Origin of the sequence: Candidatus Roseilinea sp. NK_OTU-006 (assembly GCF_012931985.1) — a bacterium.
In the GTDB taxonomy this organism is placed as follows: domain Bacteria; phylum Chloroflexota; class Anaerolineae; order J036; family Brachytrichaceae; genus JAAFGM01.
This window is the reverse complement of record NZ_JAAFGM010000001.1, coordinates 74833-101794: the sequence shown is the minus strand read 5'-3', so window position 1 is coordinate 101794 and position 26962 is coordinate 74833. Positions and strand designations below refer to the sequence as shown.

Here is a 26962-nt window from a genome sequence, read left to right as displayed (position 1 = left end):
CGCCCGAAGTGACGTACGCTGCGGTGAAACAGGCGCGTGCAGGTCCACATCCGCGGATTGCGGTGAAATATCAAAGTGGAGGAATCCGTGTCAGAGCGCGTCGTCGAATCCCTCTGTAGCCTGTTGCCGAAACGCATTCAGAAGCTGGGAGAGATCGCCTACAACCTGTGGTGGACTTGGCATCCCGAGGCGCAACGCGTCTTCCAGCGCATCGAGCCGGTGCTATGGGAGGAGGTGTATCACAACCCGGTCAAATTTCTGCATCGCGTGCCGCGCCAGACGCTTTCGGACGCGATCAAGGATCGGCGCCTGCTCGACGCTTACGACCGTGCCGTCGCTGAGTTCACCCTCTACATGAGCGGTTGCGACAACGACAACGACAAGCCCTGGTTCCAGCGCTACGCCAACGCCTGGCCGACGCACAAGGGCCCGGTGGCTTACTTCTCGTTCGAGTTCGGCCTGACCGAGGTGCTGCCCATGTATGCCGGCGGACTCGGCGTCTTGGCCGCTGACCACCTCAAAGAAGCCAGCGACCTAAACGTGCCGATGGTCGGGGTGGGCTTCCTATACCTGCAGGGTTACTTCCGACAGCGGATCACCGAGGACGGCTGGCAAGAAGCCGACTACGAGCATCTCGACTTTGAGCAATTACCGATCCTCCAGGTACGCGACGAGGCCGGCGCCCCCCTGGTGCTGTGCGTGGAGTTGCCAGGGCGCTGTGTGCGCTTCAACTTATGGAAGGCGCAGGTGGGTCGGGTGCCGCTCTACCTGATAGACACCGACCTGCCGGAGAACACGCCGCAAGATCGCGTGCTCACACAGCGCCTGTACAGCCCCGATCCCGATACGCGCATCAAGCAGGAAATGGTGCTGGGCATCGGCGGCGTGCGCGCGCTGCGCGCGTTGAAGATCAATCCGGCTGCCTGGCACATGAACGAGGGACACTCCGCGTTCAGCACGCTCGAACGCGCTCGCGAGATGGTCAAACAGGGCATGAGCTTCGAGCAAGCCAGGGAGGTGGTGCGCCAGAGCACCGTGTTCACCACGCACACGCCTGTGCCCGCCGGCAACGATCGCTTCCCGAAGTGGCTCATAGATCAACACCTGACCGGCCTGTGGAACGAGCTGGGGCTCACCCGCGAAGAATTCATGGCGCTCGCGGAGGATGACGGGGCTTTCGGCATGACGCCGCTGGCGCTGCGCATGTCGGCCAAGGCCAACGGCGTGAGCGAGCTGCACGGCGAGGTTTCGCGCGCGATGTGGCAGTGGATGTATCCCAACCAGCCTGTGCCGATCTCGCACATCACCAACGGCGTGCACACGGCCACCTGGCTGGCGCGACGGATGCGTCGGTTGTTTGACGAGTACCTCGGCGCCGGCTGGTATGCCCGTCTGGACGACCCGGCCACCTGGCAGCTCGTTTACGAGATCCCCGACGATGAGCTATGGGCGGTGCACAAGCACCTTAAGCGCAAGCTCGCCCAGTTCATGCGCGAGCGCGCCCGCGCCAAGTGGGTCACACACAGCCAACACCCGGTGCAGACGATCGCCAGCGGCGTGATGATAGACCCCAACGCGCTGACCATCGGCTTCGCGCGCCGGTTCGCCACCTACAAACGCGCCTCGCTCATCCTGCGCGATATTCCGCGCTTGCTGCGCATCCTCAACAACCCGGCGCGGCCTGTGCAAATCATCTATGCTGGAAAAGCGCACCCCAACGACGAGCCCGGCAAGCGACTGATCCAGGAACTATACCGGCTGATCAAGAACGCCGACACTGCAGGGCGCATGGTGTTCATCGAGGACTACGACATCAACGTGGCGCGTCATCTGGTGCAGGGCGTGGACGTGTGGATGAACACGCCGCGCCGGCCCTACGAGGCCAGCGGCACAAGCGGCATGAAAGCCGCGCTCAACGGCGCGATCAACTTCAGCGTCCTCGACGGCTGGTGGCGCGAAGCCTACGACGGCACGAACGGCTGGGCCATCGGCGAAGACCGCGCCTATGACAGCCCAGAAGAGCAAGATCGAATAGACTGCGAATCGCTGTTCAACACCCTAGAGCACGAAATCATCCCGCTCTACTACGACACGGACGAAGACGGCATTCCGCATCGCTGGCTGCAGCGCGCGAAAGCATCCATCGCCACGATTGCGCCGCGCTTCAGCACCCGTCGCATGCTGAAACAGTATGTGGAGGAGATATATGCGCCGCTCGTCCATCGCTCAGATGCGACCTCGAACGAGCACCTGGTGGGCGAGCCAATGCAAGCCTGAACGGCGGCATGCCTCATTGACGACGCAACACGCCGGGCGGCTACTTGGCTGCAAAATGGGCGTCTAACAGCGCGATGACGGCGCGCGGCTCATCCCAGTGAGCCAGCGCGCCGGCGCTCGACAGGCATTCAATGCGCCAGTTCGGCTTGTCGCAAAACTCGCCCGCCCGCTCGTAGCCGGCAAAGGGGTCCTGGCCGAAGATCGCCAAACACGGCTGCGGCAGTGCACGATATACCTCCAGGATGTTCGGGGTAAAGAGCTGAAAGGCGATGAAGTAATACGGCGCATTTTCGGCGAGCGGCTGGTGGCTGGTGGCGTAGGCGTAATCCACCAGCGCGCGATTGAGCCGAGTGCGACGGCTGGATTGGAGGAAGAAACGCAGACCTGGGCGCGAAGTGAGCACGTCGTAGATCGGCCGGCGCCAGATCGGCACACGTAGCGCGCCGAGGAGCAGATCGCTGGAACGCAGCGACTGGCTGCGCCAACTGAAGCCAGTCGGGGAGAGGAAGGCCAACGAGCGAAATCGCAACGGGCGCGCCTGCGCTGCCAGGGCGAGAAACTCGCTCCCCAGCGACAACGCCACCGCATCTACACTCGCGCCATTCAGCTCTTGCTCGATGAGATCGAGGATAGCATCGCGAAACAGCGCCGGCCTATAGACGCGGTCGCTTCGATCCGAGAAGCCGTAGCCCGGAAAGTCGAGGGCGATCACCCGCCGCGACTGCGCATAATGATCGTAAAGCGGCTTCATCTCAAACGATGAAGCCGCGGCATTGATCGAGTGAAGCAAGACCAGCGGCGGCACGCCTCTGCGGATCGGTCCGGCGACATAGTATGCTAACTGCCCGGCGCGTCGTCCACGAAAGCGAACTAACTCACCATCGAGTGCTGCCGTCAGCGGCACATTGTGATTGACATAGTTGCGCGACCAGGCAATCCATGCCAGGAAGAATCCCAGGAAGGCACCTGTGGCGGCGGCCAATGTGACGGGCAGCAGGGCCGGCCGACCCGGTGATCTGCACTCAGGCGTAGGTGTGATGGTCTGTCTAGGCGTCTGCGGCATAGAGCAATTCCCTTTGTATTCGTCGCGCGCAGGCCGCGCATTCATATCAGCCCAGCACGGCAGATAAGAATCGGCGCAGGCTGCCGCTGCAGCATTGCGCATCTGTCTGATGATAGCGCAAGCGCGGCAAAGGATGTCCAAGCCGCCGATCCTCCCTTGAATGCGCACCGAACACAAAGTGCCCAAAGCGTTAGCGACCCAGAGCCAGCCCGCATCAGGCCGCTGCGCGCGCCTAAACGACGCGCACCCGGTCGCGGAGGAACGCTGCGCGGCGATTGACATCGTGCGCCGCATCTCGCGCCGCGCGGAGGATGAACAGAGGGCCGTAATCCTGTATGGCCAGCGAAGCCGCCACGGCGCCGGCAATTGCTGCGCGCACGGGGTCGCCATGCGTGATGAAGTCGGCCATGAAGCCGCCGCAAAATGCGTCACCGGCGCCGGTCACATCCACGACGCGCACCGGCAGGGCCGGCACATGCCAAAATCGCCCACTGTTGCGCTCGTGCACCAGCGCGCCATCCGTCCCGAGTTTGAGCACCACCACACGCGGCCCGCGATCGGCGAACCACTTGGCGCATGGTCGGGCATTCACGCGCGTCGGTTCTTCATGAAACAGGCTCGCCGCTTCCTGGACGCTGGGCAGGAAGATGTCCACTTGCGCCAGCATCTCTTCCACATACGGCATCAGCTTCGGTTGCATCGCGCGCTCGCCCGGGTCGGCGCTGACGACGCTCACGCCATGGCGTCGCGCCACCTCGGGCAGATAGCGCTGCGCGCGAATGCCGCTGGGGGCGATGTGCAGGCCAAGCACCGACTCCCCACTTTCGACTCCTGACATTCGGGATTCCAAAGAGGAAGTGGGGAGTCGGAAGTCGAAGGTCCGATGGCGCGTCGCGAAGTACTGCTCGAGGTCTTCTGGGGTGAAGGCGAGTGGTTCGTAGCGATGCGGATCGTCCTGCCCCGGCGTGGAATGCACGTAGTCGTCCAGCGCAGCCGGCAACGCCAATCCCCAGCGGGCAAAGTGCTTTGCGGGTTCAGTATCTACGCGCGTATTCTCGTCGAGATAGGCATAGAACGTGCGATGATCTTGCGAGCCAGGCAGCCGGCGGATGCCGCGCACGTCAAAGCCATGGTCGCGCAAGTCATCCAACCAACCGGCAGGGTAATTCTCGCCTACACGGGCAAGGATGGCGACGTGCTCCAGCCACACCCGCGCGCCGGCAGCGGCATAGAGTGCGTTGCCGCCCATCTCCATCAGCCGCGCTTCACCCCGGGCCGTGATGATGTAATCGGTGCGCAGCCCCCCACAACACAGCAGCGCGCGCGAATTCGGAATCGAATGGCGAAGGGCAAGCGCGCCGGCCATCTTGCGATTCTTGTGCCGCGACGCCCAATCTCGGCAGGTGCGCCCGGGCGCCCGGCTCACTTCGCCAAAGCGACTAATTCGCGCACCTTCTCAACATCCCACTCAACCGGCATTCCATTGCGAGGAGGCAGGCCACGGCGAATGAACGCGGCGTGCACGATGAAATGGTCGGCGCGGTTGACGAAAAACTTCATCGCTTGCGGTGAAACGCCGCCGCCTAGGATGAGCGGCACAGGCAGCTTGAGAGGTCTCACCTCGTCAAACATGCGAATGGACTGTTCGGGCGTCCGGCCGGTCAGAATCAGGCCGTCGGCGCGACCAAACTCGACGGCTTGACGGCACATCTCCGGCAGCGGAATGGGGGCCAGCGGCTCGCCCAGCCGGTCGTACACATCGGCCAGAATCTTAATATGCTGAGCGTTGAGATGATGGCGCGTCTTGATCGCTTCGTAGGCCACGCCCTGCACGATCCCCTCGGCCTTCAGCATCGCGCCGACGTAAACTTTGATACGCACAAACTGCGCGCCGATGGCATGTGCGATCTCGATGGATTCTTTGCCGCTGTTCTGCATTAAACACACGCCCAACGCCACATCGGGGAAGGCGCGACGGAGTTCCTGACCGATCGTCGTCATGTGCGACACGGTGTGTTCGGCCACGTACGGACCGACCGGCGTGTCGTTGACGTCCTGGAAATAGAACGCGCGCACTCCGCCTTCATAGGCAATCTGCGCGTGGATCAGCGCATGGTCAATGATCTTGTGCAAGGGCTGAAAGTCGGGGCGAAAGGATTCCCGGGATGGCAACAGATGGATCGCAGCGATGATGCGAGGGAGCTTTACAGAGTCGGTTGTCATAGGCCTGTGCAATTACCGATACCAGCTTGGGTATGAGGCCGAATTGTAGCGGAAGATAACGAAGCCCGACGCGTTCATGACTGGATTCTGTACGTTCAGCCACCTACGGCAAATAGACGAGCGGGTTTTGCGGCGCGCCGCCGTAGCGAATCTCGAAGTGCAGGTGTGGGCCGGTCGAATTGCCGGTGCTGCCCATCGCGCCGATGATCTGCCCGCGCGAGACTGCCTGGCCGGGGTCCACATACCACTGGCTTAGATGCGCGTAGAGTGTGGAGAAGCCGTTGCCGTGGTCTATCTGCACCATGTAACCATAGCCGACGTTGCTCCAGCCGGCGTAGGTCACATATCCGCCGTCGGATGCGTAGATCGGTATGCCGATGGCGTTGGCGATATCAATCCCGCGGTGGTAATAGCGGAAGCCCTGAGAGATGTAGCCGCGCGTGGGCCAGGCGAACGCACCTCCAGCCGTAAAGCGAGGCGCAGGTCCAGCATAGGCGGAATCGCTGGCCGGCGCGCGCCTGGCATCAACCTGGACGACGCGCGGGACAAATGGCTTGACGCCGCCGGGCACGACGATCCGCATGCCGGGCAGCAGATTCGCGCCATTGGCCAAACCGTTTAACGGCGAATTCAGGATATCATCCACTTTGGCCTTGAATCGCTCCGCAATGCTTGAGAGGGTATCGTTGGCCTCGACGGTGTACAAAATGCCGTCCACCGGCAAGATGTTGAGCACCTGGCCAACCCGCAACATATCCGGGTTTTCCTCGATCTCGCGGTTCGACCACACAATCGTAGTAGGCAATAGGCCAAAGCGCTGAGCGATGGTCTCGACGTTGTCACCCGGCTTGACCGTGTAGGTGATGATGCCGGTCCGCGACTCGGCCGGCTTAGCTGCTACGAACACCAGGTTACGCACAATGAGCGACGAATCCTGATTCGCCGCGCCGACGGCCGGGAGTGGGCTGAACAGTCCACCCGGTGCAGCAAGGATGCTGCCCCCGGTGAGGATGGTTGGCGAACGCCCCCTGCCCTGAGCCGCGCCGGACGGCGTGGGCACGGCGATCGCCGCTGCGCCGCTCCTGCCGGCGGCTCCTGCACCTAGGCCAGCCAGTATCACAGCCAAGACCAGCACGCAGACGATCGCGCTATGCGCCGTGAAACGCCCAACAACGATGAGGACACGCCAGCGCGCATCCTCCGAGCGCAACAGCGCCCGCGAGTTCGACACCGTCCTGGTCGCGCGCTGGTGCGCCAGCCGCACTAAGCGCTGCGTCCGCGCGATGAACCGCCGGCGCCCTATCACTTCGTTATTCCGTTCCAAGTCCATATCACGATGCACGAATCACCCGCTGCAACGCCGGCGCCGAGGACTCGGCGCATGCGCTGCCCGGAGGGTGACACGAAAGGCTCCCATTCTACCGTCATGGCAACAGAGACCACGGGTTGACTGCGCGGCCGCCGTAGCGAATCTCGTAGTGCAGATGCGGGCCGGTCGAGCGGCCAACCGATCCGATCGCCGCGATGACGGCGCCGCGTTGCACCTGCTGGCCGCACTGCACATAAAGCCGGCTGGCGTGGGCGTAGAGGGTTTGATAGCCATTGCCATGATCGAGCACGACGTACTGGCCATAGCCCACCGGCCGGCCGGCTGCGTTCAACGAGTAGCCGGCGTAGATCACCGTGCCAGCATCCGAAGCATAGATCGGTTCACCCAGGCGACCGGCGATGTCCAGGCCCGGGTGTACGTTGCTGAAGTTATAGCCCGATAGATAGCGTCGGTTGGCCGGCCACACGAACGTCCCTGTGCCCAACGGCGGGATGGCGACTTCGCCGCACACGCCCACGCGATAGACGCGCACGCCGGCCGTCGTACGCCTCACCTCGACCGGTTTCGGCACTTGCCAAATCACCGTCTCGCGCTCGCCCCCCGGCACATAGATGATCTGGCCGATGCGCAGTGGCTGGTTGATGTCGCGCAGGCCGTTGATCGGCTCGTTCACAATACGCTCCGGCGGCACGCGAAAGCGACGCGCTAAACCGTCAATCGTGTCGCCTTCCTCGACGTCCACGATCAACCCGTTCTCCGGTGGGATGATGAGCTGCTGGCCGATGCTGAGCAAGTCCGGGTTGTCCTTCAGCGTCTTGTAGTTCGACCACAAAATGGTCTCCGGCGTCAGGCCAAACTTGAGCGCGATGCCGAAGAGGGTATCGCCCGCCACCACGGAATAGGTGTTGAGTTGGCGGGGCCGTTTGCTCGCCGACCCGGCTAACGCGCTCGAATCGCCGCCGGGCAGCACGAAGTCGCGCTGGATCAGGTCAGGATTGGCCTCCGGCAGTCCGCCGATGACGGCCGGTTCTATGGTCGCGCGAATGCTCCGGTTGATTTCTCGCACGCCGGGCAAGGAGAAAGGGGAACGGGAACCCTCCGGCTCCGCATTGGCGGGGACGATCAACCGCGCGCTGGCCAACAGACCGGCTCCCACCAGGATGGTGAGGACGAAGAAATGAGCCAGATAACGCGACAAGCTAAGGGCAGCATGCTGAGGCCTACGAGGTTGCAACTTCGGCAGCGCGCGAAGATCCTGGGATGGCAGTTCATAACGACTGCGCCGTTTCATCCATCGGCATTATAGCGATGGGCGCACAAATAACGGTCACAGTTTACGCAGCGGACGGGAGCTACGCCTTCGCCTGCCCGACAGCGCTTTCGGATACGCGCTGAGTGCGACTTAAACCCGCAGCGCATACGACGGCCTAAAGTCGTCGGGGCGGCCAGGATCGATTCGCGGGGTCGCTGCGGGTGTGAGCCGCCAGGCCCAATCAGGGGTAAAGATAGGGTTGCGCAGGCTGCGGTGTGGGCTCCACACGCTCGGCGATGATGATCGGGATGCGCTCGCCGGCAAATTCACCCATCGTAAACTTGCCGATCACACGCACCCAGCTATCCACGGGCAGCATCTCAGCCTTGGGGGTTCGCACCAGCAATCCCAGCGCCGTCGCATCGGCCACGCAACAACTGACGGCGAAGCGCGAAACCCAGAACTCGTCTTGCTTGGCGCGTGGATCCTTGTAGACGAAGCCGATCACATCCGCTTCTTTGCCTTCAAAGGCGCTCAGATCGGCAGCGCGCGAGAATTCGCGCAACCAGTCAAGGATGTTCTTCGGACCGGTTGCGGCGCGTTGCGCCTGTGTGACGGTCCCGACGCGGTCGGGTGCGGTCAGACCAATGCCTCGGTTTTGGATCGCGCTTGCGCCGAGCGGACGCGCCGGCGTGAAGAAGCCGAGCAAAGCCGGCAAGACGAGCAACCCCAACGCCAGCCACGATGCGCGATGGGTACTGAGCCGGCGCCGGTTGCGCGCTTGCAGCGGAATCACATCAAACGTGATCGATTCACCCAGCGGCCGCTCGGAGCGGCGATGCAGGCTGGCCTTGTAGACCATCGTCATCGCCAACGCAACGTAGAGGATGACGGCCACGAGCGACAACCACGCGAAGCGCTGGTTGATGTAGAAAGCGAGCGTGCCATCGCTGATCTTGGTGTAGAACATCAGCCCAGATGCGGCCAGCACGATCGCCCTGAGCAGATACTCGATCCTCGGATTCATCGTCACTCGGCGCTGTGTTCGGAGATGAACGCAGCGATCGTCTCGAACATCTCCGGCGCATCGGGCTCCAGCGGCAGCGCGTGCCCGCTCTTGTCGCGCCATACCACACGCTTGTCCTTCGAGCCGACGCGCGACGCAATGACCTCGGCGCTATCCGGCGCGATGACTTGGTCTTTGCGCCCCTGAATAAAGAGCGCCGGCGTGGTCACGCGCGGCAATTCGCGCATCACCAGCCGGTTGAGTTCGAGCAGCTCATGAATCGCGCCAACGGGAATACGCACGCTCTGGACGATCTGCTTTTGCACGCGCGGATCATCGAGGTTCAGTTCGTCGCTGTTCAGCCCCAAACGCTGGTGAAGACTGGCCCGGAAGTTCGGATCGTTGAAATTCGCACCCTTCAGCGGGTAGTAATAGGGCACGAAGTAGCGCGCGAAGCGGACGAACCGAGTGCGCGGGTCGTTCAGCATCATCGGCGCAGCCATGACGATGATGCCGCGCAGGGGCGAGGGGTGGCCGTTACAGGTTGTGCGGTAGCACTCGCTAGCTGCGAGGTGCAATGCGATGAGTCCACCCATCGAAAGGCCAGCGATGAAGATATGCGGACAACGATCTGCGAGCGCGTTCAACGCATCGCGCGCGCAGGCCACCCAACTCCGCCAGGTTGCGCCTTTGAGTTCATGCGGCATACCCCCATGCTTCGGCAACAACGGCCCTTCAACCGTATAGCCCCGTTCGGCCAAGTACTCACCCAGCGGGCGCATCTCCGCCGGCGAGCCGGTGAATCCGTGCAGACACAAGACGCCAACATCGGCATGTTGACCGCCCACAAACGAGAAGGCGCGCTGGGACTGGCGTACGTCGTCAGGAATTTTCAAATCCATAAGGCTTCACCCCCGCCCATCTAACAAGGCGGAAATATACATCCTGCGATGGCCAGGAGATGAGGGCGCTCTCAGATTACAATCGCGCGCGTTTGCGCCTCCTACCCATGCGTCGCCGTTGGCTAGCCGGCCTGTTGCCGCTCATCCTGATCGTCGCCATTGGGGCGGCGCTGCGCTTCTATCGCGTCGGCGCACTGCCGCCCGGCCTGTATCGTGACGAGGGCTATTACGGCTTAGACGCGCTGCGCGTGCTGAAGGGCGACTTCTCGCTTTACTTCGCTGCCAACAACGGGCGCGAAGGCCTGTTCATGTATGTGCTGGCCGCTGGCATCGCGCACTTCGGGCGCACGCCCGAAGCGCTGCGCGCCGCCTCGGCGTGCGTCGGGACGCTCACCATCGTTGCGATCTACTTCGCCGCGCGCAACATGTTCTCGCCGCGCATCGGCGCGCTGAGCGCTGCAATCCTCGCCTTGACCTTCTGGCATCTGACCATCAGCCGAGTGGCTTTCCGCGCCGTGACCCTACCGCTGGTGTTGTGCGCGATGATGGCGTTTATCTTCGCAGGCCTGCGCACAAACGTCCCACGCCTGCGCATCCTGTACGCGACGCTGGCCGGCGCAACCTTCGGGCTGGCCTTCTACACTTACACCTCGGCGCAGCTCGTACTGCCTCTGGTCGCGCTGTATGGCCTCAGCTTGTGGGTGAGCTTCAGGCGCAAGTTGTCCACACATCATGACGAGGCCACCCGACGGCGCCGACTTGCATCGGCGATCGCCTTCATCGCTGCCGGATTGGTCGTCGTCGCACCGTTGCTGCTCTGGCTCACCCGTCACACCGACCTGTACTTCGGCCGCGCCGGCCAGGTATCCATCCTCAATCCCGACATCAACGGCGGCGATCTCGTCGGCGCGCTCATCGCCAACATCGGCAAAACCGCCGGGATGTTCACCTTTCAAGGCGATCGCATCTGGCGACACAACCTCTCGCTGCGGCCGGTGTTCGAGGGTTGGCTGGCGCCCGCCTTTGTGCTCGGCCTGGCGGTGTGCGGCTGGCGCTGGCGGCAAAGCCGGCAGTCGCGCTTCGGCGCGGATATTTCAGACTCGGCGACCCGCATCGCGCCGCAATTCGTCCTGCTGTGGCTGGCGGTGATGCTCATCCCGACCATCCTGGCCGAAGACGCCCCGCACTTCCTGCGCGCCATCGGCGCTCTGCCGGCGGCGTGCATCATCGCTGCCATCGGGATGGAAGCCGCGCTGGCGTGGCTATCCCGGCGCGGCATATTGGCCGGCCTCACTGCATTCCTCAGGCGCTCGATGAGCCCGCCCGCGTTCGTCGCGACCTTGCTGCTCGCCGTGAGCGCCATTGACACCGTGAACGACTATTTCAACGACTACATCCACCGCGAACTCACGCGCTATTGGCTGGAGGATCACAACGTACAGCTCGCGCGGCTCATCAACGCCCACGCCACAGGCGATCCCCGCGCCCTGCCGCCTACGAACATCTGGCTTGAAGATCGCCTGGCCAACGATAATCCATCGCTGGAATTCCTCGCCGGAGGCCGCTGGAGGACTGTATCGGCTGACGGCAGCGGCGAGTGGCTTGCCGAACGCAACCCGCAGTTGCCCGTGTTGCTTTTTGTGGATCCCAACCACAACTGGAGCACGCTGCGGACGACTCTGCCGGCGCCGGCGACGCTCCGCGTGATCGAGGGGCCGCTGGCGCAAGGCGACCGGGACCCGTCGCCACGTCGCGCATTCATCGGCGTGCGCGCCGACCCCGCGCCGGCCGGCGCGGCCCAGAGAAACGAGGCGACTGTGCGTTTTGAGGAGGGCATCACGCTGGAGTCGGCAGCAATTCGAGGCGGGGCACAGCCCACCAACTTGTATACGGTGACGTTGACCTGGCGCACATCAACCCTCATCCGTGAAGACTACGCGATCTTTGTGCACTGGCTACGCGATGGCCGGCTGCAGCCGCTGACGCAAGCCGATAGCAGCCCGGCGCAGGGCTATTTGCCTATGCCGGTTTGGCGCATCGGCGATCGCATCGTGGACGAACACGCGCTCAGCGTGCCTGGCGGCGCGCAGCCGGGCGACACAGTCCGCATCGGCATCTACCGCCGCGCAGACAATCGCCGACTCGCCGTGCTCGACGCGCAAGGCAAACCGACAGCAGATTCGGTTATCATTCCCGCTCCGCAATAAACGCATATGAGCATCCGAAATGCTGCAGCGCGCGCATCCGTCGCGCTGGCGATTTGTTTCCTCGGCGCCGCATCGGCCCATGGCCAAACCGACCAACTCGTGCTTGCCGAGGGATTTGAGGGAGACTTTCAAAGCGACCCGAGCTGCAAGCAGGGCGTATGCAACGTGCCAGTCGGCTGGGGTGTGTGGTTCATTCCGCGCAGCGAAAACGATCCGCCCGGCGTAAACTTCCAACCGCAGGCCGATCGCGCGACGACGCGCAGGCGCGGCGGCGCGGCGGCGCAACGCCTGTGGGTAAACAACGCGACCTTCACTGGCGGCATCTATCGCGTCGTCAACGGCGTACAGGTGGGCGCGCGGCTGCGCTTCACCATCTGGGGCCAGGTCTGGTCTACCAACGATGAAAGCCCAATCTCGGCGCGCCCATCGCGGGAGATTCGCGTGAAGGTGGGCGTGGATCCACTAGGTGGCGACAACGGCCGGCCCAGCCCTCTCAACGGCCAGGTGATCTGGTCGCCCGAGCAAGAAGCTAAGGATGAATTCGTCCCGTTCACCGTCGAAGTCGAGGCGCGGTCGCCCACCCTCATCCTCTACACCTACACGACGATGCGCGACAACGTGCGACACAACGAAGTGTTCTGGGACGATGCCGTGCTCGAATCCATCGCCCCGCCGCCAACGGCGACGCCCGACGCGGCTTCCGCAACGGCCGCGCCTACTGCTGCCGCGCCCGATGCCACGGCAACGCCTGCGGCTACCGCCCAGCCCGCTGCGCCGGTCGCCAACCCACCCATCACCTATACCGTCAAAGCCGGCGACACGCTGCTTGGCATTGCGCTCGACCAAAATGTGCCGCTGGCCGAATTGCTGAAGAACAACCCCGGCGTCAGCCCCGAGGCGCTGCAGATCGGCCAAGTGCTCATCATCAAGCCGGGGACGCCGGCCGAAGTGGCGGCCGGCGCGACGGCGTCACCGCCCGAGATGGCTGCTGGCCAAGCGCCCGGCGAGGCGAGCACATCGTCGCCAGCGGCATCGGCGACCCCGACGGTGGGTCAAGCCTGCGTCCAGGCATTCTTCGACGACGACGGCAACGGCAAGCGCGACGACCTCGAAGACCTGGTGCCCAACATTCAGTTCGTCCTCACCGTCGGCGGCAACGTCATCGGCACCTACACCACCAACGGCGTGGACGAGCCGTATTGCTTCGAGAACTTGCCCAACCAGGCCTACACAGTCGCCGGCACGCCGCTGGACATCTACGTGCCGACGACGCCGCTCAACGATACGCTGCGGGTCAATGGCGCGCGCTCCTATTTCTCACTCGGCCTACGCCGCATCAGCGACGGCTTCGAGGACGTCAGCCCCACCCCGACGCCGCGGCCGCCGCTGGTCGCTCTGAACAGCAACCTCACCGTAGGCTTGCTTTCGCTAGGCGGCGGGGCACTGCTACTGATCGGCGCAGTCGGCTTCATCGCCTCAACCATCCTGAGGCGCCGCCGGCTGTAAACGATCACGGATGCCACGCTTGCTTCCGCTCACCGCACTGGCGCTGATCTGCGCCCTGGCGTCGGCGAACCTGTGGCTCGGCCCGGGCATCATCAACACCCGTGCAGGCGGCGATAGCCCCTTCCTGCTCATCCGCACCTACGAGCTGGCGGAGAACCTGCGCGCCGGGGTGTTCCCGGCGCGTTGGATGAGCCACTCCGCCTTCGGCCTGGGTTATCCCTTCTTCAACTTCTATGCCGCCCTGCCCTACTACCTCGCCGCCGGATTGAACGTGCTCGGCATGGACCTGCTCTCGGCGATCAAACTGACGCAGACCCTGGGCATGTTCGCCGCCGCTGGCGCGATCGCGCTGCTCGCCAATGACCTGCAACATGGGAGCAAGCAGCAAAAGTCGGCGGCTCTCATTCAGATGCAAGGCGTAGCCTACAACGCACGTCATAGGCAAAGCCTCACGATTGCCCCCTGGAGCGCGATGCTGACCGGCGCCGCCTACACCCTGGCCCCCTTTCACCTGGCCAACGTCTACGTGCGCGGCGATTCACTCTCTGAGTTCTGGGCGTTCGTGTGGTATCCGCTGATCTTGTGGAGCGCCGGTCGGTTGATCCATCACACCTGTCACCATGCTGTCGGCGGCGCGGCGCTGCCGGCCTTCATCGGCCTCTCCCTGGCGTCGGCGGCGCTTATCGTCACACACAACGTATCGGCGTTGATCTTCGCGCCCTTCGCCGTTCTCTACGCTCTGGCGATGGCGACGCACTGCGCACGAGGGACGCCGAACGCCATGGGCACATTCCTGAGAAGCGCGGCATGGTTGACCGGCGCCGCCGTGTTCGCGCTGGCGATGAGCGCCTGGTTCTGGCTACCCGCGCTTGGAGAGGCAGCGAGCGTGCAACTGGGCGACCAAACGACGGGCTACTTCTACTTTGCCAACCACTTCCGCGCCGAGAACCTGGTTCAACCGTCGCTCGCCTTCGATTACGCCGTGGGAGAGAACCTGAATGTGTTCGCAATGGGTGCGATGCAGACCATCCAGATCGCCGCTGGTGGCGTCGTCTGGTGGTGGCATCACCGGCGCGCCGGCCAGCCACACTTCGCGCTCGCGCTCACCGGCGCGCTCTTTGCGCTCGCCACGTTCATGATCACACCTCTCTCGGCCTTCATCTGGGAGCGCGCCCCCCTGCTGCCGTTGGCACAATTTCCCTGGCGGTTCCTATCGGTGCAGGCCACCTTCGGGGCATTGCTCATCGGCGGCTGCAGTTTGCCGGCGATCGGACGTCGGACAACCGTCATCGCGTCGGTGTTGGCCGCCGCTGCCCTCACGTGGGCATCCCTCGCACACCTGCCCGGGGCGCGCCTGAACGTGCGCGCCGAGGACGTGACTCCCAACACGATTCAGCTCTACGAGTGGTACACCGGCAACATCGGCACAACCATCCGCCATGAGTATCTGCCGGCGACGGCGCGCCCCACCCCGCGCACCGGCCCGGGCATATTAGGCCTGCCGCGCGCAGCGCGGATCGCCCAGGACGACGCCGCGCCGGATGCCGTGTCCTCGACGCCGGTGTTCACTTCGCCGGCGCAACAAGTCTGGCAGATCACAGCGCACCGAGCGCTGACGATCGCCTTGCCTATCCTGCATTGGCCTGGCTGGCGCGTTTGGCTGGATGGTGCGCCGGCGAACGCCTGGCCACACCCGGGTTCGGGCTGGCTGACCCTCGCCGTGCCGACCGGTGTGCATCGCGTCGAACTGCGCTGGGCAGGCACGGCGCTGACGCGCGCCGGTGAGTGGGCGTCGCTGGGCGCGGTGAGCGTCCTCGTCGTTCTGCTTGGCGCCATCCTCGCGCGCGCTTCGCCCGTCACCCGACGCGCAGTGATGCTTATAGGGCTGGCGCTCGTGAGCAGCCTGATCGCGATTGCGACGATCGCGCGGTCAGCCCCTGCGCCGGCCGAGCCACCGCCGATGCAAACGCTCGACTTCGACCACCGCCCGTTTCCTCACCGTGACCCGGTGCGATTCGTCGGCGGCGGCGAAACCTACGAATTAGTCGCCGCATCCATCGAACCGCAGACGCTGCGCACCGGCGACCCTTTTACCCTGACACTGCGCTGGCGCGACGACCGCGCGCCAGCGCAGATCACGGTCACGCAGGAGTTGCCGATGGGCGGCGAATTCGCCCAGCTCTTTCGGCATGCGCGCTCGCAGACACCCGGCGACCCGCGCATCAGCCGACATATCGTCCTGACCGACGCGCTGCCCGGCCCGCTGTTGCTCAAGCTCTCAGCAGCCGACTCCACCTATGCCCCCCTCACACCGCTGACCACGGAAGGGACGCCGCTCCAAACCATGATTGCCGGCAAACCGGCGCCGTCCATCACGTTGCTCGGGCCGCGCATCGCGCATGCAGCGCGCCCTGGCCCCGCGCCCTCGCGGCTCCGCGTGAATTTCGACAACGGCATCGCACTGCGCGATGTGGATTGGTTCTTCGCCTCGGCGCAAGAGGTATGCTTCAGGCCGGTATGGCAGTGGGCGCGATCGAACGTCAACCGGGCCGACGCGCTACAGGTCTCGTTGCGCGCCTTCGGCAGCGACGGCCGCTTGCTGGCCCAGGCCGACCATCAGCCGCAGGCCGGCCTCGCGCCGACGTGGTCGTGGCCCGATGACGCGCTCATCTACGACGGCCAGTGTGTGGCCGCCAACCATGTGCTGCACCCCCACGAGCCGTATCTCCTACAGATCGTGTGGTACCGACTGGCCGATTTGCAAACCATCGGCGAAGCCACGTTGCACGGCGTTGGCGGCTCCCGACTGGAAGATTTAAACATCCCGCATCCCTGAGGACGAATGATCCGGTTGCTGCTTATCTGGTGCGTCCTGCTGGCCGCGTGCGCGCCGCCACCGGTGGTGAAGATTGCGCTAGTCGCGCCATTCGAAGGTCGTTTGCGCCAGGTGGGCTACGAGGCTTTCCCGGCGATGCGGCTAGCCATCCGCAAGCGCATCGCAGCGGGCAGCGCCGTTAGCGCGCGCGTCGCGTTCATCGCCTACAACGACGACGGCGACCCGGCTCATGCGGCGCGCGTCGCCCACAATGTGGCGCTCGATCCAGAGGTGGTGGGGGTGATCGGCCATCTCGTCCCTTCGACGACGCTGGCGGCGCTGTCGGTCTACACCCAGGCCAGCTTGCCGGTGCTCGCGCCGTCCGTGCCGGCAGACATGCTGCCGCGCGACCCGCTCGTTTTTCGGATGGGGCCGGCTGCGCCGAGCCGCAATCGCAAGATGAGCAATGCGCCATGCGCAGCACTCGATCCATCATGGGCAGCCACCGGCTGGCCATTTGGCGAATGCGTCGTTGATGCACCGCCAGTGTCCGAGTTGCTCGGCGCGCAGCAGGCGCTCGCAGCATTCACCGAGCTGTCGCTGGGGCCGCCGCCAGGGCCACGTTCCATCGTCGCCTACGATGCGACAAACGTGCTGCTCGACGCCATCGCGTTGGACGCACAAGTGCGTGGCATGCCGACGCGCGCCGGCGTAGCCGACGCCCTGCGGCGCATCCGCCACAACGGTTTGCTCGGCCAGATCACCTTCGATCGCGACAACACCTGGGCCGATGCGCCGACGTGGGCGTATGGGCGGTAGCTTGGGCAGGGATGGCCACCCGCCTGGGCAGGCGCAGGCAATGCCTGCGTCTGCCCTTGAGCCTCGCCCGGGTAGAGAAATACGCTTCATAGCGCGTCGGCACCCTGCGCGATTTGTAAAATTGGCAGCCGTGTAGCGCCGAAGGCGCTTTTATCATGTGTGACGCAGGCAAAACCTCCGCCTCACCAGCGAGTCTTTCGCAGGAGGCTGTGGGCAATTGCAACGATCAGGCCACCTGAGCAGCCCGGTCGTCTATGGCAAAAGGACATGACAACGCAGGTAGTGTTGCCTAAACTCGGCAATTCGGTTGAGAGTTCGATCATCGTCGCGTGGCTGAAACAGCCCGGCGACCGCGTGGAAGCCGGCGAACCGATCTGCACCGTTGAGACAGACAAGAGCACGTTGGACGTGCCGAGCACGGCCAGCGGCGTGCTGCTGCAACATTTGGTGAACGTGGGCGACGATGTGCCGGTGCAAACGCCGATCGCGCTCATTGGCGAAGCAGCGACGCCCACACCGGAAGCCCGCGCCGACGCGCCGCCGGCAACTCCAGCAATCTCCCCTCGCGCGCTGAAGCTGGCGCAGGAACACAACATAGACCCTTCGCAGATCGTCGGCAGTGGTCCCGGCGGGCGCATCATCGAGCGTGACGTGCGCGCACAACTCGAAGGACAGCGCGAGGCCCGGCGCATGACGCCTGTGGCGCGCGCGATGGTCGCGCGCGGCGGCTATGTCGCGCCTGAGCAAGGCAGCGGCCCGGGGGGGCGCATCACCAAGCACGACCTGATCCCCATCGGCGATCCAGCCCCGTCGCGTGAACCCGATGCGTCCTCCAGCGATTACGAAGTCATCCCCCTATCCGGCATACGCCGCGCCATTGCGGAGCGGATGCGCGCCTCGCTGCAATCCACCGCCCAGTTGACGCTGCACACCAGCGCCGACGCGCGGGCGCTCCTGGCCTATCGCCAGAAATTGAAGGCCAGCGATGAATCGCTTGGCCTGCGCAACGTCACCATCAACGACCTGGTGATGTTCGCCGTGGCACGCACCCTGCGCCGATTCCCAGCGCTCAACGCCACGTTCGAGGGCAGCGAGCTGCGCCAGCACGCCCGCGTGCACCTCGGCTTCGCGGTGGACACACCGCGCGGGCTGTTAGCGCCGGTAATCCGCGACGCACACGCGCTGAGCCTGAGGCAACTCGCCGAAGCCGCAAAGGCGCTTGTCGCCGACGCCGCCGCCGGCAAGCTGAGCCCCGACGTCCTCGCCGGCGGCACATTTACGGTCACCAACCTCGGCAGCCTGGGCGTGGAGAGCTTCACGCCCATTCTGAACCCACCGCAGGTCGCCATCCTCGGCGTGGGCAGCGTCAACTTGAAGCCGATTCTGCCCGAAGGCGCGCGCGATGTCGTTTTTGCGCCACACCTCGGCCTATCCTTGACGGTTGACCACCAATTCGTGGACGGCGCGCCGGCAGCCAGGTTCCTGCAAGCGCTCGCCCACAACATAGAACACTTTGAATTGTTGCTGGCCACCTAAATATGCCTAAGTCCATCTTGATTGATCCGGCGGAGGCGCGCGCGTCAGGCGTGCTGACCGCGCCGCCGATTCCGCTCAACGCCTACGTCGCCGATCCGGCAGCCGAAGCGGCGCAGTATGGCTCGGCCAACCTGGTGCGCATCTATCGCGACATGGTCATCATCCGCGAGTTCGAGACCATGTTGGATAAGATCAAAAAAGAAGGGAACTACGCCGGCATACGCTACGACCATCGCGGTCCGGCGCATCTGTCCATCGGCCAGGAAGCGGCCGCCGTCGGCCAGTGCTATCACCTCACCGCCGACGATTTCATCTTCGGCTCGCACCGCAGCCATGGCGAGATCATCGCCAAGTGCCTGAGCGCCATCGCCAAGATGAGCCAGGCGGACGTGCAGCGCGTGATGGAGGGCTACCTCGACGGCGCGCCCCTGCGTATCGCCGAACGAATCGCCGGCGCCGATTTTGCCGAGCTGGCGATCACCTACGTGCTATACGGCACGCTGGCCGAGATCTTCGGACGAGCGACCGGCTTCAACCGAGGGATGGGCGGCAGCATGCACGCATTCTTCCCACCCTTCGGCGTGATGCCGAACAACGCCATCGTCGGCGGCTCGGCCGATATTGCGCTCGGCGCAGCGCTCTACAAGCGCGTGAACCGCAAGCCGGGCATCGTCATCGCTAACATCGGCGACGCCAGCATAGGCTGTGGGCCGGTGTGGGAAGCGATGAACTTCGCCGCGATGGATCAATTCCATACGCTGTGGGATAAAGCGATCGGCGGCCATCCCCCCATCCTGTTCAGCTTTATCAACAACTTCTACGGCATGGGCGGACAGCCGAAGGGCGAAACAATGGGCTTCGACGTGCTGGCGCGGGTCGGGCTGGGCGTGAACCCACAGGCCATGCACGCCGAGCGCGTGGACGGCTACAACCCGCTGGCCGTCGCCGACGCCATTGCGCGCAAACGCAGCGTGCTCGAGGCCGGCCAGGGGCCGGTGCTGCTCGACGTGGTGACCTACCGCTACTCCGGACACTCCCCGTCCGACGCGTCCTCATACCGCGACGCCGAGGAGGTCAAACGCTGGCAGCAACACGATGCGCTGCTCGGCTTCCGCCGCTATCTGCTGACCAACGGCCATGCCGACGAAAGCGCGCTCGATGCGCTCGTCGAAGCGGCGCAACAGCGCACACGGCGCGTGCTCGAAGCCGCCATCTCGCTCGACCTTTCCCCGCGCTTAACGGTGCGCGGTGACGAGATCGGCGCGCTGATGTTCTCCAACGCGCCCCGCACTGCACGAAACGCCGCCGGCCGCCCCGAGGTGCTCCTGCCTCGCGAGCAGAGCCGGCTCAAGCAACTGGCCGAGAAGCATCGCTTCGCCTTCGATCCCGATGGCAAGCCTTACCCCAAGCTGAAGACGCTGACCTACGCCGAGGCGCTCACCGAGGCCATGCTGCACCACTTCTACGAAGACCCCACGTTGATCGCCTTCGGCGAGGAGAACCGCGACTGGGGAGGCGCATTCGGCGTATATCGCGGGTTGACCGAGGCGCTGCCCTACCATCGCTTGTTCAACACACCGATCAGCGAAGCGGCCATCGTAGGCGCCGGCGTGGGCTATGCGCTGTGCGGCGGGCGCGCCGTGGTCGAGCTCATGTACGCCGACTTCATGGGCCGCGCCGGCGACGAGATCTTCAACCAGATGGCCAAGTGGCAGGCTATGAGCGGCGGCGTGTTGCAGATGCCCCTGGTGCTGCGCGTGTCCGTAGGCAACAAATACGGCGCACAACACTCCCAGGACTGGAGCGCGCTGGTCGCCCACATCCCTGGGCTGCAGGTGTTCTTCCCGGCCACACCCTACGACGCGAAAGGGATGCTGAACCTGGCACTGCACGGCAGCAATCCCGTCGTGTTCTTCGAGTCGCAGCGCTTATATCCGGAGCCGGAAAAACTGACGCCCGGCGGCGTGCCGGTCGAGTACTACGAGGTGCCGCTGGGCCAGCCAGCAGTACGTCGCGCAGGCAATGACGTCACGATCATCACCATCGGCGCCACGCTCTATGTCGCGCTTGAAGCCGCACGCGAACTGGAGCGCTACGGCATCAGCGCCGAAGTGATTGACCTGCGCTTCCTCAACCCGCTCGACTACACGCCGCTCGTCGTCTCGGTGCGCAAGACCGGCCGCGCCATCGTCGCCTCCGACGCCTGTGAACGCGGCTCGTTCGCCCACACGGTTGCCTCGAACCTATCGCAGCTCGCCTTCGACGCGCTCGACGGCCCGATTGCAGTGTTAGGCGCGCGCAACTGGATTGTGCCGCCGGCGGAGATGGAGGACATCTTCTTCCCACAGCCAGCCTGGATCGTGGACGTGTTACACGAACGCATCCTGCCCATCCCTGGCTACACGCCTCGGACTGTGCAATCCAGCGACGAAATCATACGTCGCAATCGCTTAGGGGTGTAAAAGCGATATACTCACCAATTAACCGAGCGTAGCCCGTCCGCTGCCGATCTTGCGTTCGCGATGAATGTATTTGATGTAGATTCCCGGCTGGCGTTCACCAGCGGTGTGATTGCGACTGTCGTCGTCGCGTTCGGCGCGGTCGCATGCGTCATCGCCGCCCTGCTGATTCCCCTATCTGGATTCACCTTCCTGTTCGCCTTGAGCGCGATGGCGTTGTTGGCGCTTGCGATCTGGCTCGGCTACCAGACTTATCAATTGACCCACATCAACTATACACTCAACCGCAACGCTTTCATAATCCACTGGGGAGCGCTGCGCGAGATTGTGCCGATGAGCGACGTGAAGAAAGTAATCCCGGCCGATGAAATAACCGATGATTTGCGCCTGTCGCGCCTCCCATTGCCGGGATGGTGGTTCGGCACCGGCAGCCATCCAGTGCTAGGCAAGATTCGCTTCTACGCGACGGAACCACCCGATCGGCAGATTATTGTCATCACTTCGAAATGCAGCTATGCCATTGCGCCTTATGACGAAGAAGCCTTCCTCGATGCGTTCCGAATGCGGTTGGACATGCGCCCCACACAGCACGTGACGTACGACAGATTGCTGCCCGGCTTCGCAACCTGGCGCATCTGGCGCGACAGAACTGCGCTCGTCTTGTTATTTTTGGCAATTGGGCTAAACTTGGCCTTGTTCGGCATGAGTGCGACGCGCTTTCCAGCAGCGCCGACGCAAATTGCGCTGCACTTCGACGCCAGGGGCTCGGTGGATCGTCTTGGCGAAAAGTCGCAACTGTTCGTGCCCCCGATCTTGGGGCTGTTTACGCTTGTCATCAGCCTGATCGCTGGGCTGGTGTTGTATCGGAAAGGTGAAACGTTGGCTGCGCTTATGCTGTGGGGCGGCAGCGCTGCAATGCAGCTCTTGTTCTTCGTCGCGGCGCTCACCCTGGGGTTTAGCTTGCCATCATGATTCTCGTCACAGGATCAACAGGCTGCATCGGTCGAGCCGTCGTCGAACGCCTGGTCTCCTCGGGGCATCAGGTCAAGTGTTTGTTTCACTGGGGTAACGAACACCCCTGCCCCCGTCGCGTGGTCATCACCGGCGGCGACGTGCGCAACGAAAACTCGATCTATGAGGCGATCACCGACGGCGGCGCATGCGACACCGTGGTGCATCTGGCGTACTTGCGCCGCGAGACTCCGGAGGATACGTTCGAGGATGTCAATATCACCGGCACCCACAACGTGATCGCGGCGATGAAGCGGGCGAACATCAAGCGCCTGATCGTCGTCGGCTGCCTGGGCGCCGAGCCGCGCTCGCCCTATCCGCTGCAGCGCAGCCTGGGCAAAGCGGAGGAGATCGTGCGCGCGAGCGGGTTGAACTTCACGGTGCTCAAGTCGGCCGTGGTGTATGGCGAGGGCGACTGGCTCACATCGTGGCTGGCCGGCGTGGCAACCGACTTCCCATTTGTCATGCCGCTGCCCCACAGCGGCATGACGAAGATGCAACCGATTTGGGTGGGCGACGTCGCTGCTTGTGTCGAGCGCTGCCTCAACACGCGCTCCACCTTCCGACAGGTAGTGCCGATCGGCGGTCCGCAAGCCCTCACGTTGGCCGACATCGCGCAGCTCACCATGAAGGCAGCACAACGCCCGCGTCGCATCGTGCGCGTGCCGAGCGCGTTCACCCGACACTTGGCTGCCTTTCTCGCGCGCTGTCGCCATGCGTTGACCGAGATGGAGATTGACGCGCTATCGTACAATCGCACCACCGAGATCGGCGGCGTGCACCGCGTGTTCGGTTTCGCGCCGGCCAAGATGCCGACCAAACTCGACTATCTCGATCCTCATCGCCCTCCTCCTCCCCTGCCGGTGCGCTTCAGATACCGCAGCTAGCACGGGTCAGCATCCCCACTGTTCGATCCCCGTCTCGCGTTTTAGGCCGAACCCATGCCGCGTGACAATCACACGAACGAATTCGCCGTCATCGGCCTGGGCCGGTTTGGCGCCAGCTTAGCGCGCACGCTGGTCAACCGCGGCGCGGCCGTGCTGGGCATAGATCGCTCGCCGGAGCTGGTACAGCAAATCGCCGACGAAATCACTCAAGCCGCTGTGCTCGACGCGACCAACGAGGCAGCGCTGCGCGAGGTGGACATCACCGCATTCCAAACCGTAATCGTCGCCATCGGCTCGAACTTCGAAGCGAACCTGTTGACGACGGTAGCCCTGCGCGAGATGGGCATCCCCAACATCATCTGCAAGGCGCTGAACCTTCGGCAGCGCGATATCCTGCTCAAAGTCGGCGCGAATCGCGTGGTGTTGCCGGAATACGAGGCCGGCCATCGCCTGGCGCTTGAACTGACCATCCCTGGGATGCTCGGGCAGATCGAACTGGGCCCCGGCTACGTCATCAGCGAGATCAAAGCGCCGGAGCGCGTGATCGGCATACCACTCGGTCGTTCGGGGCTGCGCCGGTTGAACGTGAACGTGCTGGCCGTGAAGCGCGGCGACCGGCTGATCGTCTCTCCAGCGCAGGAATTCGTGCCACAACCCGAAGACGTGCTGGTCGTCATCGGCCAGCCCGCGGACATCGAGCGCTGCACCGCAGGCGCATGAGCTTCGCCAACCGTGTCCGGCACCGGCGCGACGGCATACGCATGCCGCCGCCGGCCAGGCTCGTCATCGGCCTGGCGCTGCTGACGTTAACCGGCTCGCTGCTGCTGATGCTGCCCGGCATCAGTGCAGCGCGCCCACTTCAGATCAACGAAGCCGTGTTCACGGCTGTATCGGCGCTCACAGTCACCGGACTGACAGTAATCGCGCCGAGCCGCGACTTGACCGTGTTCGGGCAAATCGTGCTGCTGGTGCTGATTCAGGTGGGCGGTGTAGGCTTTATGGTGCTGGTCGTGTTAGTGTACCGGCTGATCGGTCGGCAAATGTCGCTGGGGGATCGGTTAGCGTTGCGCGACTCGCTGGGCCTGCTGAGCTTGACCGAGATCGTCGTCCTCACCCGCCGCGTGCTCCAGTTCGTCTTGTTGACCGAGCTCATCGGCGCGGCATTGCTCTGGCTTCATTGGCGCGCCGTCCTGCCGCTGAGCGAGTGGGACGTAGCGCGGTATGCCCTCTTTCATGCCGTCTCGGCGTTCTGCAACGCCGGTTTCGACTTGTTCACCGGCCTGCCGCAATTCCCTCACGGCCTGCCGAACGATGGCATCACACTGACCATCTTCGCCGTTCTGATCGTCATTGGCGGGCTGGGCATCCCCGTGGTGGCCGATCTGATTCGCTGGCCGCGTTCGCGCACACTGTCGTTGCACACGCGGCTCACGCTGTTCATCGTGCTCTGGCTGAACGTGACCGGTGCGCTCGCGATGTTCGCCGCCGAAACATGGACGGCCGGCACACTGCGTGATACGCCCATCGGTCAACGCCTCGGCCTATCGCTGTTCCAAGTCATCTCGGCGCGCACGGCCGGTTTCACCGGCATCTCGGACCTCGCAGCGCTTTCGCCCGGCGCACACCTCACCTTAATCGGTTTGATGTTCGTCGGCTCGGCGCCGGCGTCGATGGGTGGCGGCATCACCACCGGCACAGTCCTGGCCATGCTGATCTCGACGTGGGGCTATGTGCGCGGCTTCCCGGAAGCGCGCGCGCTCGGTCGGACCATTGGACAAGAGACCATTCGGCGCGCCGGCGCCGTGCTGACCATCTCGCTCGTCGTCGTCATCACCGCAACCTATCTGATCGTCGTGGCCCACTCCGATATGACCTTTCTGGAGGCGTTGTTCGAGGTCGTCTCGGCTTTCGCCACCTGCGGGCTGTCGTTAGGGATCACCGGCCACCTGACCCTGCCCGGCCAAGTCGTCATCATGCTGGTGATGTTCTGGGGACGGCTGGGCGCGCTCACCGTCGTCGCCGCGCTGGCCGTGCCGCGCCGCCAGACGCGGGTGGCTTACCCGGACGCCCAAATCCTTATCGGCTGAGCGCAACTGAGATACCCGCATTCGAGGCGATGCGGGCATATCCCCAAGCGGGCTACTTCGCGGCGACCGAATACGCGCGTCCGGAAGCCAGCGGATAGGCGCGTAGCACTTCATCGGCCACGCGCATTGCACCCATCGTCACACCGGCCGTGCTCTGGCCGGGGAAAATCGAGTCGCCCACCAGCCAGGCATTACGCAGTCCGGTGCGTGGCCCGCGCGCGGCGAACAAGCTGGTGAACGGGAAGCCGCCCACCCCGCCGCGATGCCGGCGGGTGTAGAACTTGAACGTCACCGGCGTGCCGTGCAATTGCAGACGGATGCGCCGGCGCAGGCCGGGCACAGCGCGCTCCGCGAGATCGAGCATGCGCTCCGCATACTGCGCGACGCGCTCATCGTAGGCCGCCTTCGCGCCGGGTGTTTCACGCAAGCGCCACCATTCGGCGGTGCGGGTATGCGTGCTGATCGTCAGCGCGCGGTGGCCCGCCGGCGCGCGCCGCAGGTCGCCCCGCTCCGAAAACGACATGAAGATCGAGTTGCCTTCCCCCAACGGCCGTTCGTATGAGCCGATCACCTGATAATGCGCAGCAGCTTGCGTATCCGAACTCGCCTCGTCTTCGATGCCGAGGTAGAGGGTGAAGGCGCCCCATTGTTCGGCGCGCGTGCGCGCCTCGCATTGCAAGGACGGCGGCGCAGCATCTCCCAGCAAGCGCGCCAGATCCCACGGCGTGAGGTTAGCGATGCACACATCGCACTCAAAACGCGCGCCCTTGTTTGTGTGCGCAGCGACGACGCGGTCGTCGCGAACCTCCAGGCGCGTGACCTCTTGCCGGAACAGCACCTGCCCGCCCCAGCGACGAACCGCCTCGACAAGCTGATCGCTGATGCCGCCGATGCCGCCTTCGGGATGCGTCACGCCCTTGCGCGGCAAATCAGAGGCAGCGGCGCCGAACAGCGCGCTGGCATGGTCGCTCGTGGTCTGCGCGCTGATGAGCAACTGGGCGTCGAGGAAGGTCAGCGCGGCGCGGTCGCTGAGGCCGGCGCGTCGCGCCCAGCTACCTATCGTCTCGAACAGATGCGGCAAAGTGATCAACGTCGGTGGGCGCAGCGCGCCGGCGGTGCGCAGCAAGTCGCCCAGGTCGGATGGCGGCCAGGCCGGTTTGCGCGAAGCGAAGTCCCACACGGCATCGCTCACGCGCTCGACCGCGCGGAAGAAGCGCACGATGCGATCGCGCTCCGGCCGATCCGCAAAAGCGCGCGCGACTTCGGCGCGCCACTGTTCACGGTCGCCGAACTGCGTCACGCTGCGGTCGGGCAACAGCACATGCCAAGCCGGATCAACCGGCTGCACACGCCACGCGATGCCGAGCAGCTTGCCGACGACATCGTGTGGGCCGCCGGGGTGGAAGCCGCCGGCCAACGTCGCGCCGACATCGAAACGATACTTCTGATGATAGAACGTGCCGGCGCAGCCGCCGGGATAAACGTGCGCTTCGAGCACCGTCACCTCATGTCCGGCTTTGGCCAGCAGCGCAGCCGCCGTCGCGCCACCCACACCTGCACCGATCACCACAACCTTCGCCAT

The 26962-nt window shown here is 64.3% G+C and carries 19 protein-coding genes; 11 read left to right on the top strand and 8 right to left on the bottom strand.

Features of this window, described 5'->3' with window-relative positions; genetic code table 11:
- Nucleotides 1-123 precede the first annotated feature (123 nt).
- Complete coding sequence (glgP, locus tag GXH28_RS00455; RefSeq protein WP_240550092.1) at nt 124-2277, top strand: alpha-glucan family phosphorylase; 2154 nt, start codon at nt 124-126, stop codon at nt 2275-2277.
- A 40-nt stretch (nt 2278-2317) separates the two neighbouring features.
- Here glgP and GXH28_RS00450 read toward each other — a convergent pair whose 3' ends face one another.
- From GXH28_RS00450 to GXH28_RS00420, 7 genes are all read right to left on the bottom strand, one after another.
- Nucleotides 2318-3442 (bottom strand): alpha/beta fold hydrolase, encoded by a 1125-nt coding sequence (locus GXH28_RS00450; RefSeq protein WP_206156649.1) that lies wholly within the window; start codon nt 3440-3442, stop codon nt 2318-2320.
- Between the two features lie 130 nt (nt 3443-3572).
- Nucleotides 3573-4706: a carbohydrate kinase family protein gene (locus GXH28_RS00445; RefSeq protein ID WP_169237030.1), complete on the bottom strand. Its 1134-nt coding sequence runs from the start codon at nt 4704-4706 to the stop codon at nt 3573-3575.
- A gap of 56 nt (nt 4707-4762) precedes the next feature.
- Entirely contained in the window at nt 4763-5563 is an 801-nt protein-coding gene (locus GXH28_RS00440) for a BtpA/SgcQ family protein (protein ID WP_169237029.1), read from the bottom strand.
- Between the two features lie 103 nt (nt 5564-5666).
- Complete coding sequence (locus GXH28_RS16720) at nt 5667-6893, bottom strand: M23 family metallopeptidase (RefSeq protein WP_169237028.1); 1227 nt, start codon at nt 6891-6893, stop codon at nt 5667-5669.
- 94 nt (nt 6894-6987) lie between these two features.
- On the bottom strand, nt 6988-8091 hold the full coding sequence (locus tag GXH28_RS00430) for a peptidoglycan DD-metalloendopeptidase family protein (RefSeq protein ID WP_169237027.1): 1104 nt from the start codon (nt 8089-8091) through the stop codon (nt 6988-6990).
- Nucleotides 8092-8386: 295 nt separating this feature from the next.
- The gene (locus tag GXH28_RS00425; protein ID WP_169237026.1) at nt 8387-9172 is read right to left on the bottom strand and encodes a TIGR03943 family putative permease subunit; all 786 of its coding nucleotides are present in this window, start codon (nt 9170-9172) and stop codon (nt 8387-8389) included.
- A 2-nt stretch (nt 9173-9174) separates the two neighbouring features.
- A complete protein-coding gene (locus GXH28_RS00420; protein WP_169237025.1) occupies nt 9175-10053 on the bottom strand; it encodes an alpha/beta hydrolase in 879 nt (292 codons plus the stop codon).
- A gap of 92 nt (nt 10054-10145) precedes the next feature.
- Between GXH28_RS00420 and GXH28_RS00415 the strand changes: the two genes are divergently transcribed.
- From GXH28_RS00415 to GXH28_RS00370, 10 genes are all read left to right on the top strand, one after another.
- A complete protein-coding gene (locus tag GXH28_RS00415; RefSeq protein WP_169237024.1) occupies nt 10146-12260 on the top strand; it encodes an ArnT family glycosyltransferase in 2115 nt (704 codons plus the stop codon).
- Nucleotides 12261-12266: 6 nt separating this feature from the next.
- A complete protein-coding gene (locus GXH28_RS00410) occupies nt 12267-13766 on the top strand; it encodes an SdrD B-like domain and LysM peptidoglycan-binding domain-containing protein (RefSeq protein ID WP_169237023.1) in 1500 nt (499 codons plus the stop codon).
- Nucleotides 13767-13776: 10 nt separating this feature from the next.
- Complete coding sequence (locus GXH28_RS00405) at nt 13777-16602, top strand: hypothetical protein (protein WP_169237022.1); 2826 nt, start codon at nt 13777-13779, stop codon at nt 16600-16602.
- A gap of 15 nt (nt 16603-16617) precedes the next feature.
- Nucleotides 16618-17400 carry an ABC transporter substrate-binding protein gene (locus GXH28_RS00400; protein WP_169237021.1) on the top strand — a complete coding sequence of 261 codons (783 nt, stop codon included), beginning with the start codon at nt 16618-16620 and terminating at the stop codon, nt 17398-17400.
- 267 nt (nt 17401-17667) lie between these two features.
- Nucleotides 17668-18936: a dihydrolipoamide acetyltransferase family protein gene (locus GXH28_RS00395; protein ID WP_169237020.1), complete on the top strand. Its 1269-nt coding sequence runs from the start codon at nt 17668-17670 to the stop codon at nt 18934-18936.
- Nucleotides 18937-18938: 2 nt separating this feature from the next.
- Nucleotides 18939-21398 (top strand): alpha-ketoacid dehydrogenase subunit alpha/beta, encoded by a 2460-nt coding sequence (locus GXH28_RS00390; protein WP_169237019.1) that lies wholly within the window; start codon nt 18939-18941, stop codon nt 21396-21398.
- A 60-nt stretch (nt 21399-21458) separates the two neighbouring features.
- Nucleotides 21459-22367, top strand: coding sequence for a PH domain-containing protein (locus GXH28_RS00385; protein ID WP_169237018.1), 909 nt, complete (start codon nt 21459-21461; stop codon nt 22365-22367).
- Nucleotides 22364-23293 (top strand): NAD-dependent epimerase/dehydratase family protein, encoded by a 930-nt coding sequence (locus tag GXH28_RS00380; protein WP_169237017.1) that lies wholly within the window; start codon nt 22364-22366, stop codon nt 23291-23293. Before GXH28_RS00385 ends, GXH28_RS00380 begins: the two co-directional genes overlap by 4 nt.
- 54 nt (nt 23294-23347) lie before the next feature.
- Nucleotides 23348-24013 carry a potassium channel family protein gene (locus tag GXH28_RS00375; protein WP_169237016.1) on the top strand — a complete coding sequence of 222 codons (666 nt, stop codon included), beginning with the start codon at nt 23348-23350 and terminating at the stop codon, nt 24011-24013.
- A complete protein-coding gene (locus GXH28_RS00370) occupies nt 24010-25380 on the top strand; it encodes a TrkH family potassium uptake protein (protein WP_169237015.1) in 1371 nt (456 codons plus the stop codon). Before GXH28_RS00375 ends, GXH28_RS00370 begins: the two co-directional genes overlap by 4 nt.
- A 52-nt stretch (nt 25381-25432) precedes the next feature.
- Here GXH28_RS00370 and GXH28_RS00365 read toward each other — a convergent pair whose 3' ends face one another.
- On the bottom strand, nt 25433-26962 hold the full coding sequence (locus tag GXH28_RS00365; RefSeq protein ID WP_169237014.1) for a phytoene desaturase family protein: 1530 nt from the start codon (nt 26960-26962) through the stop codon (nt 25433-25435).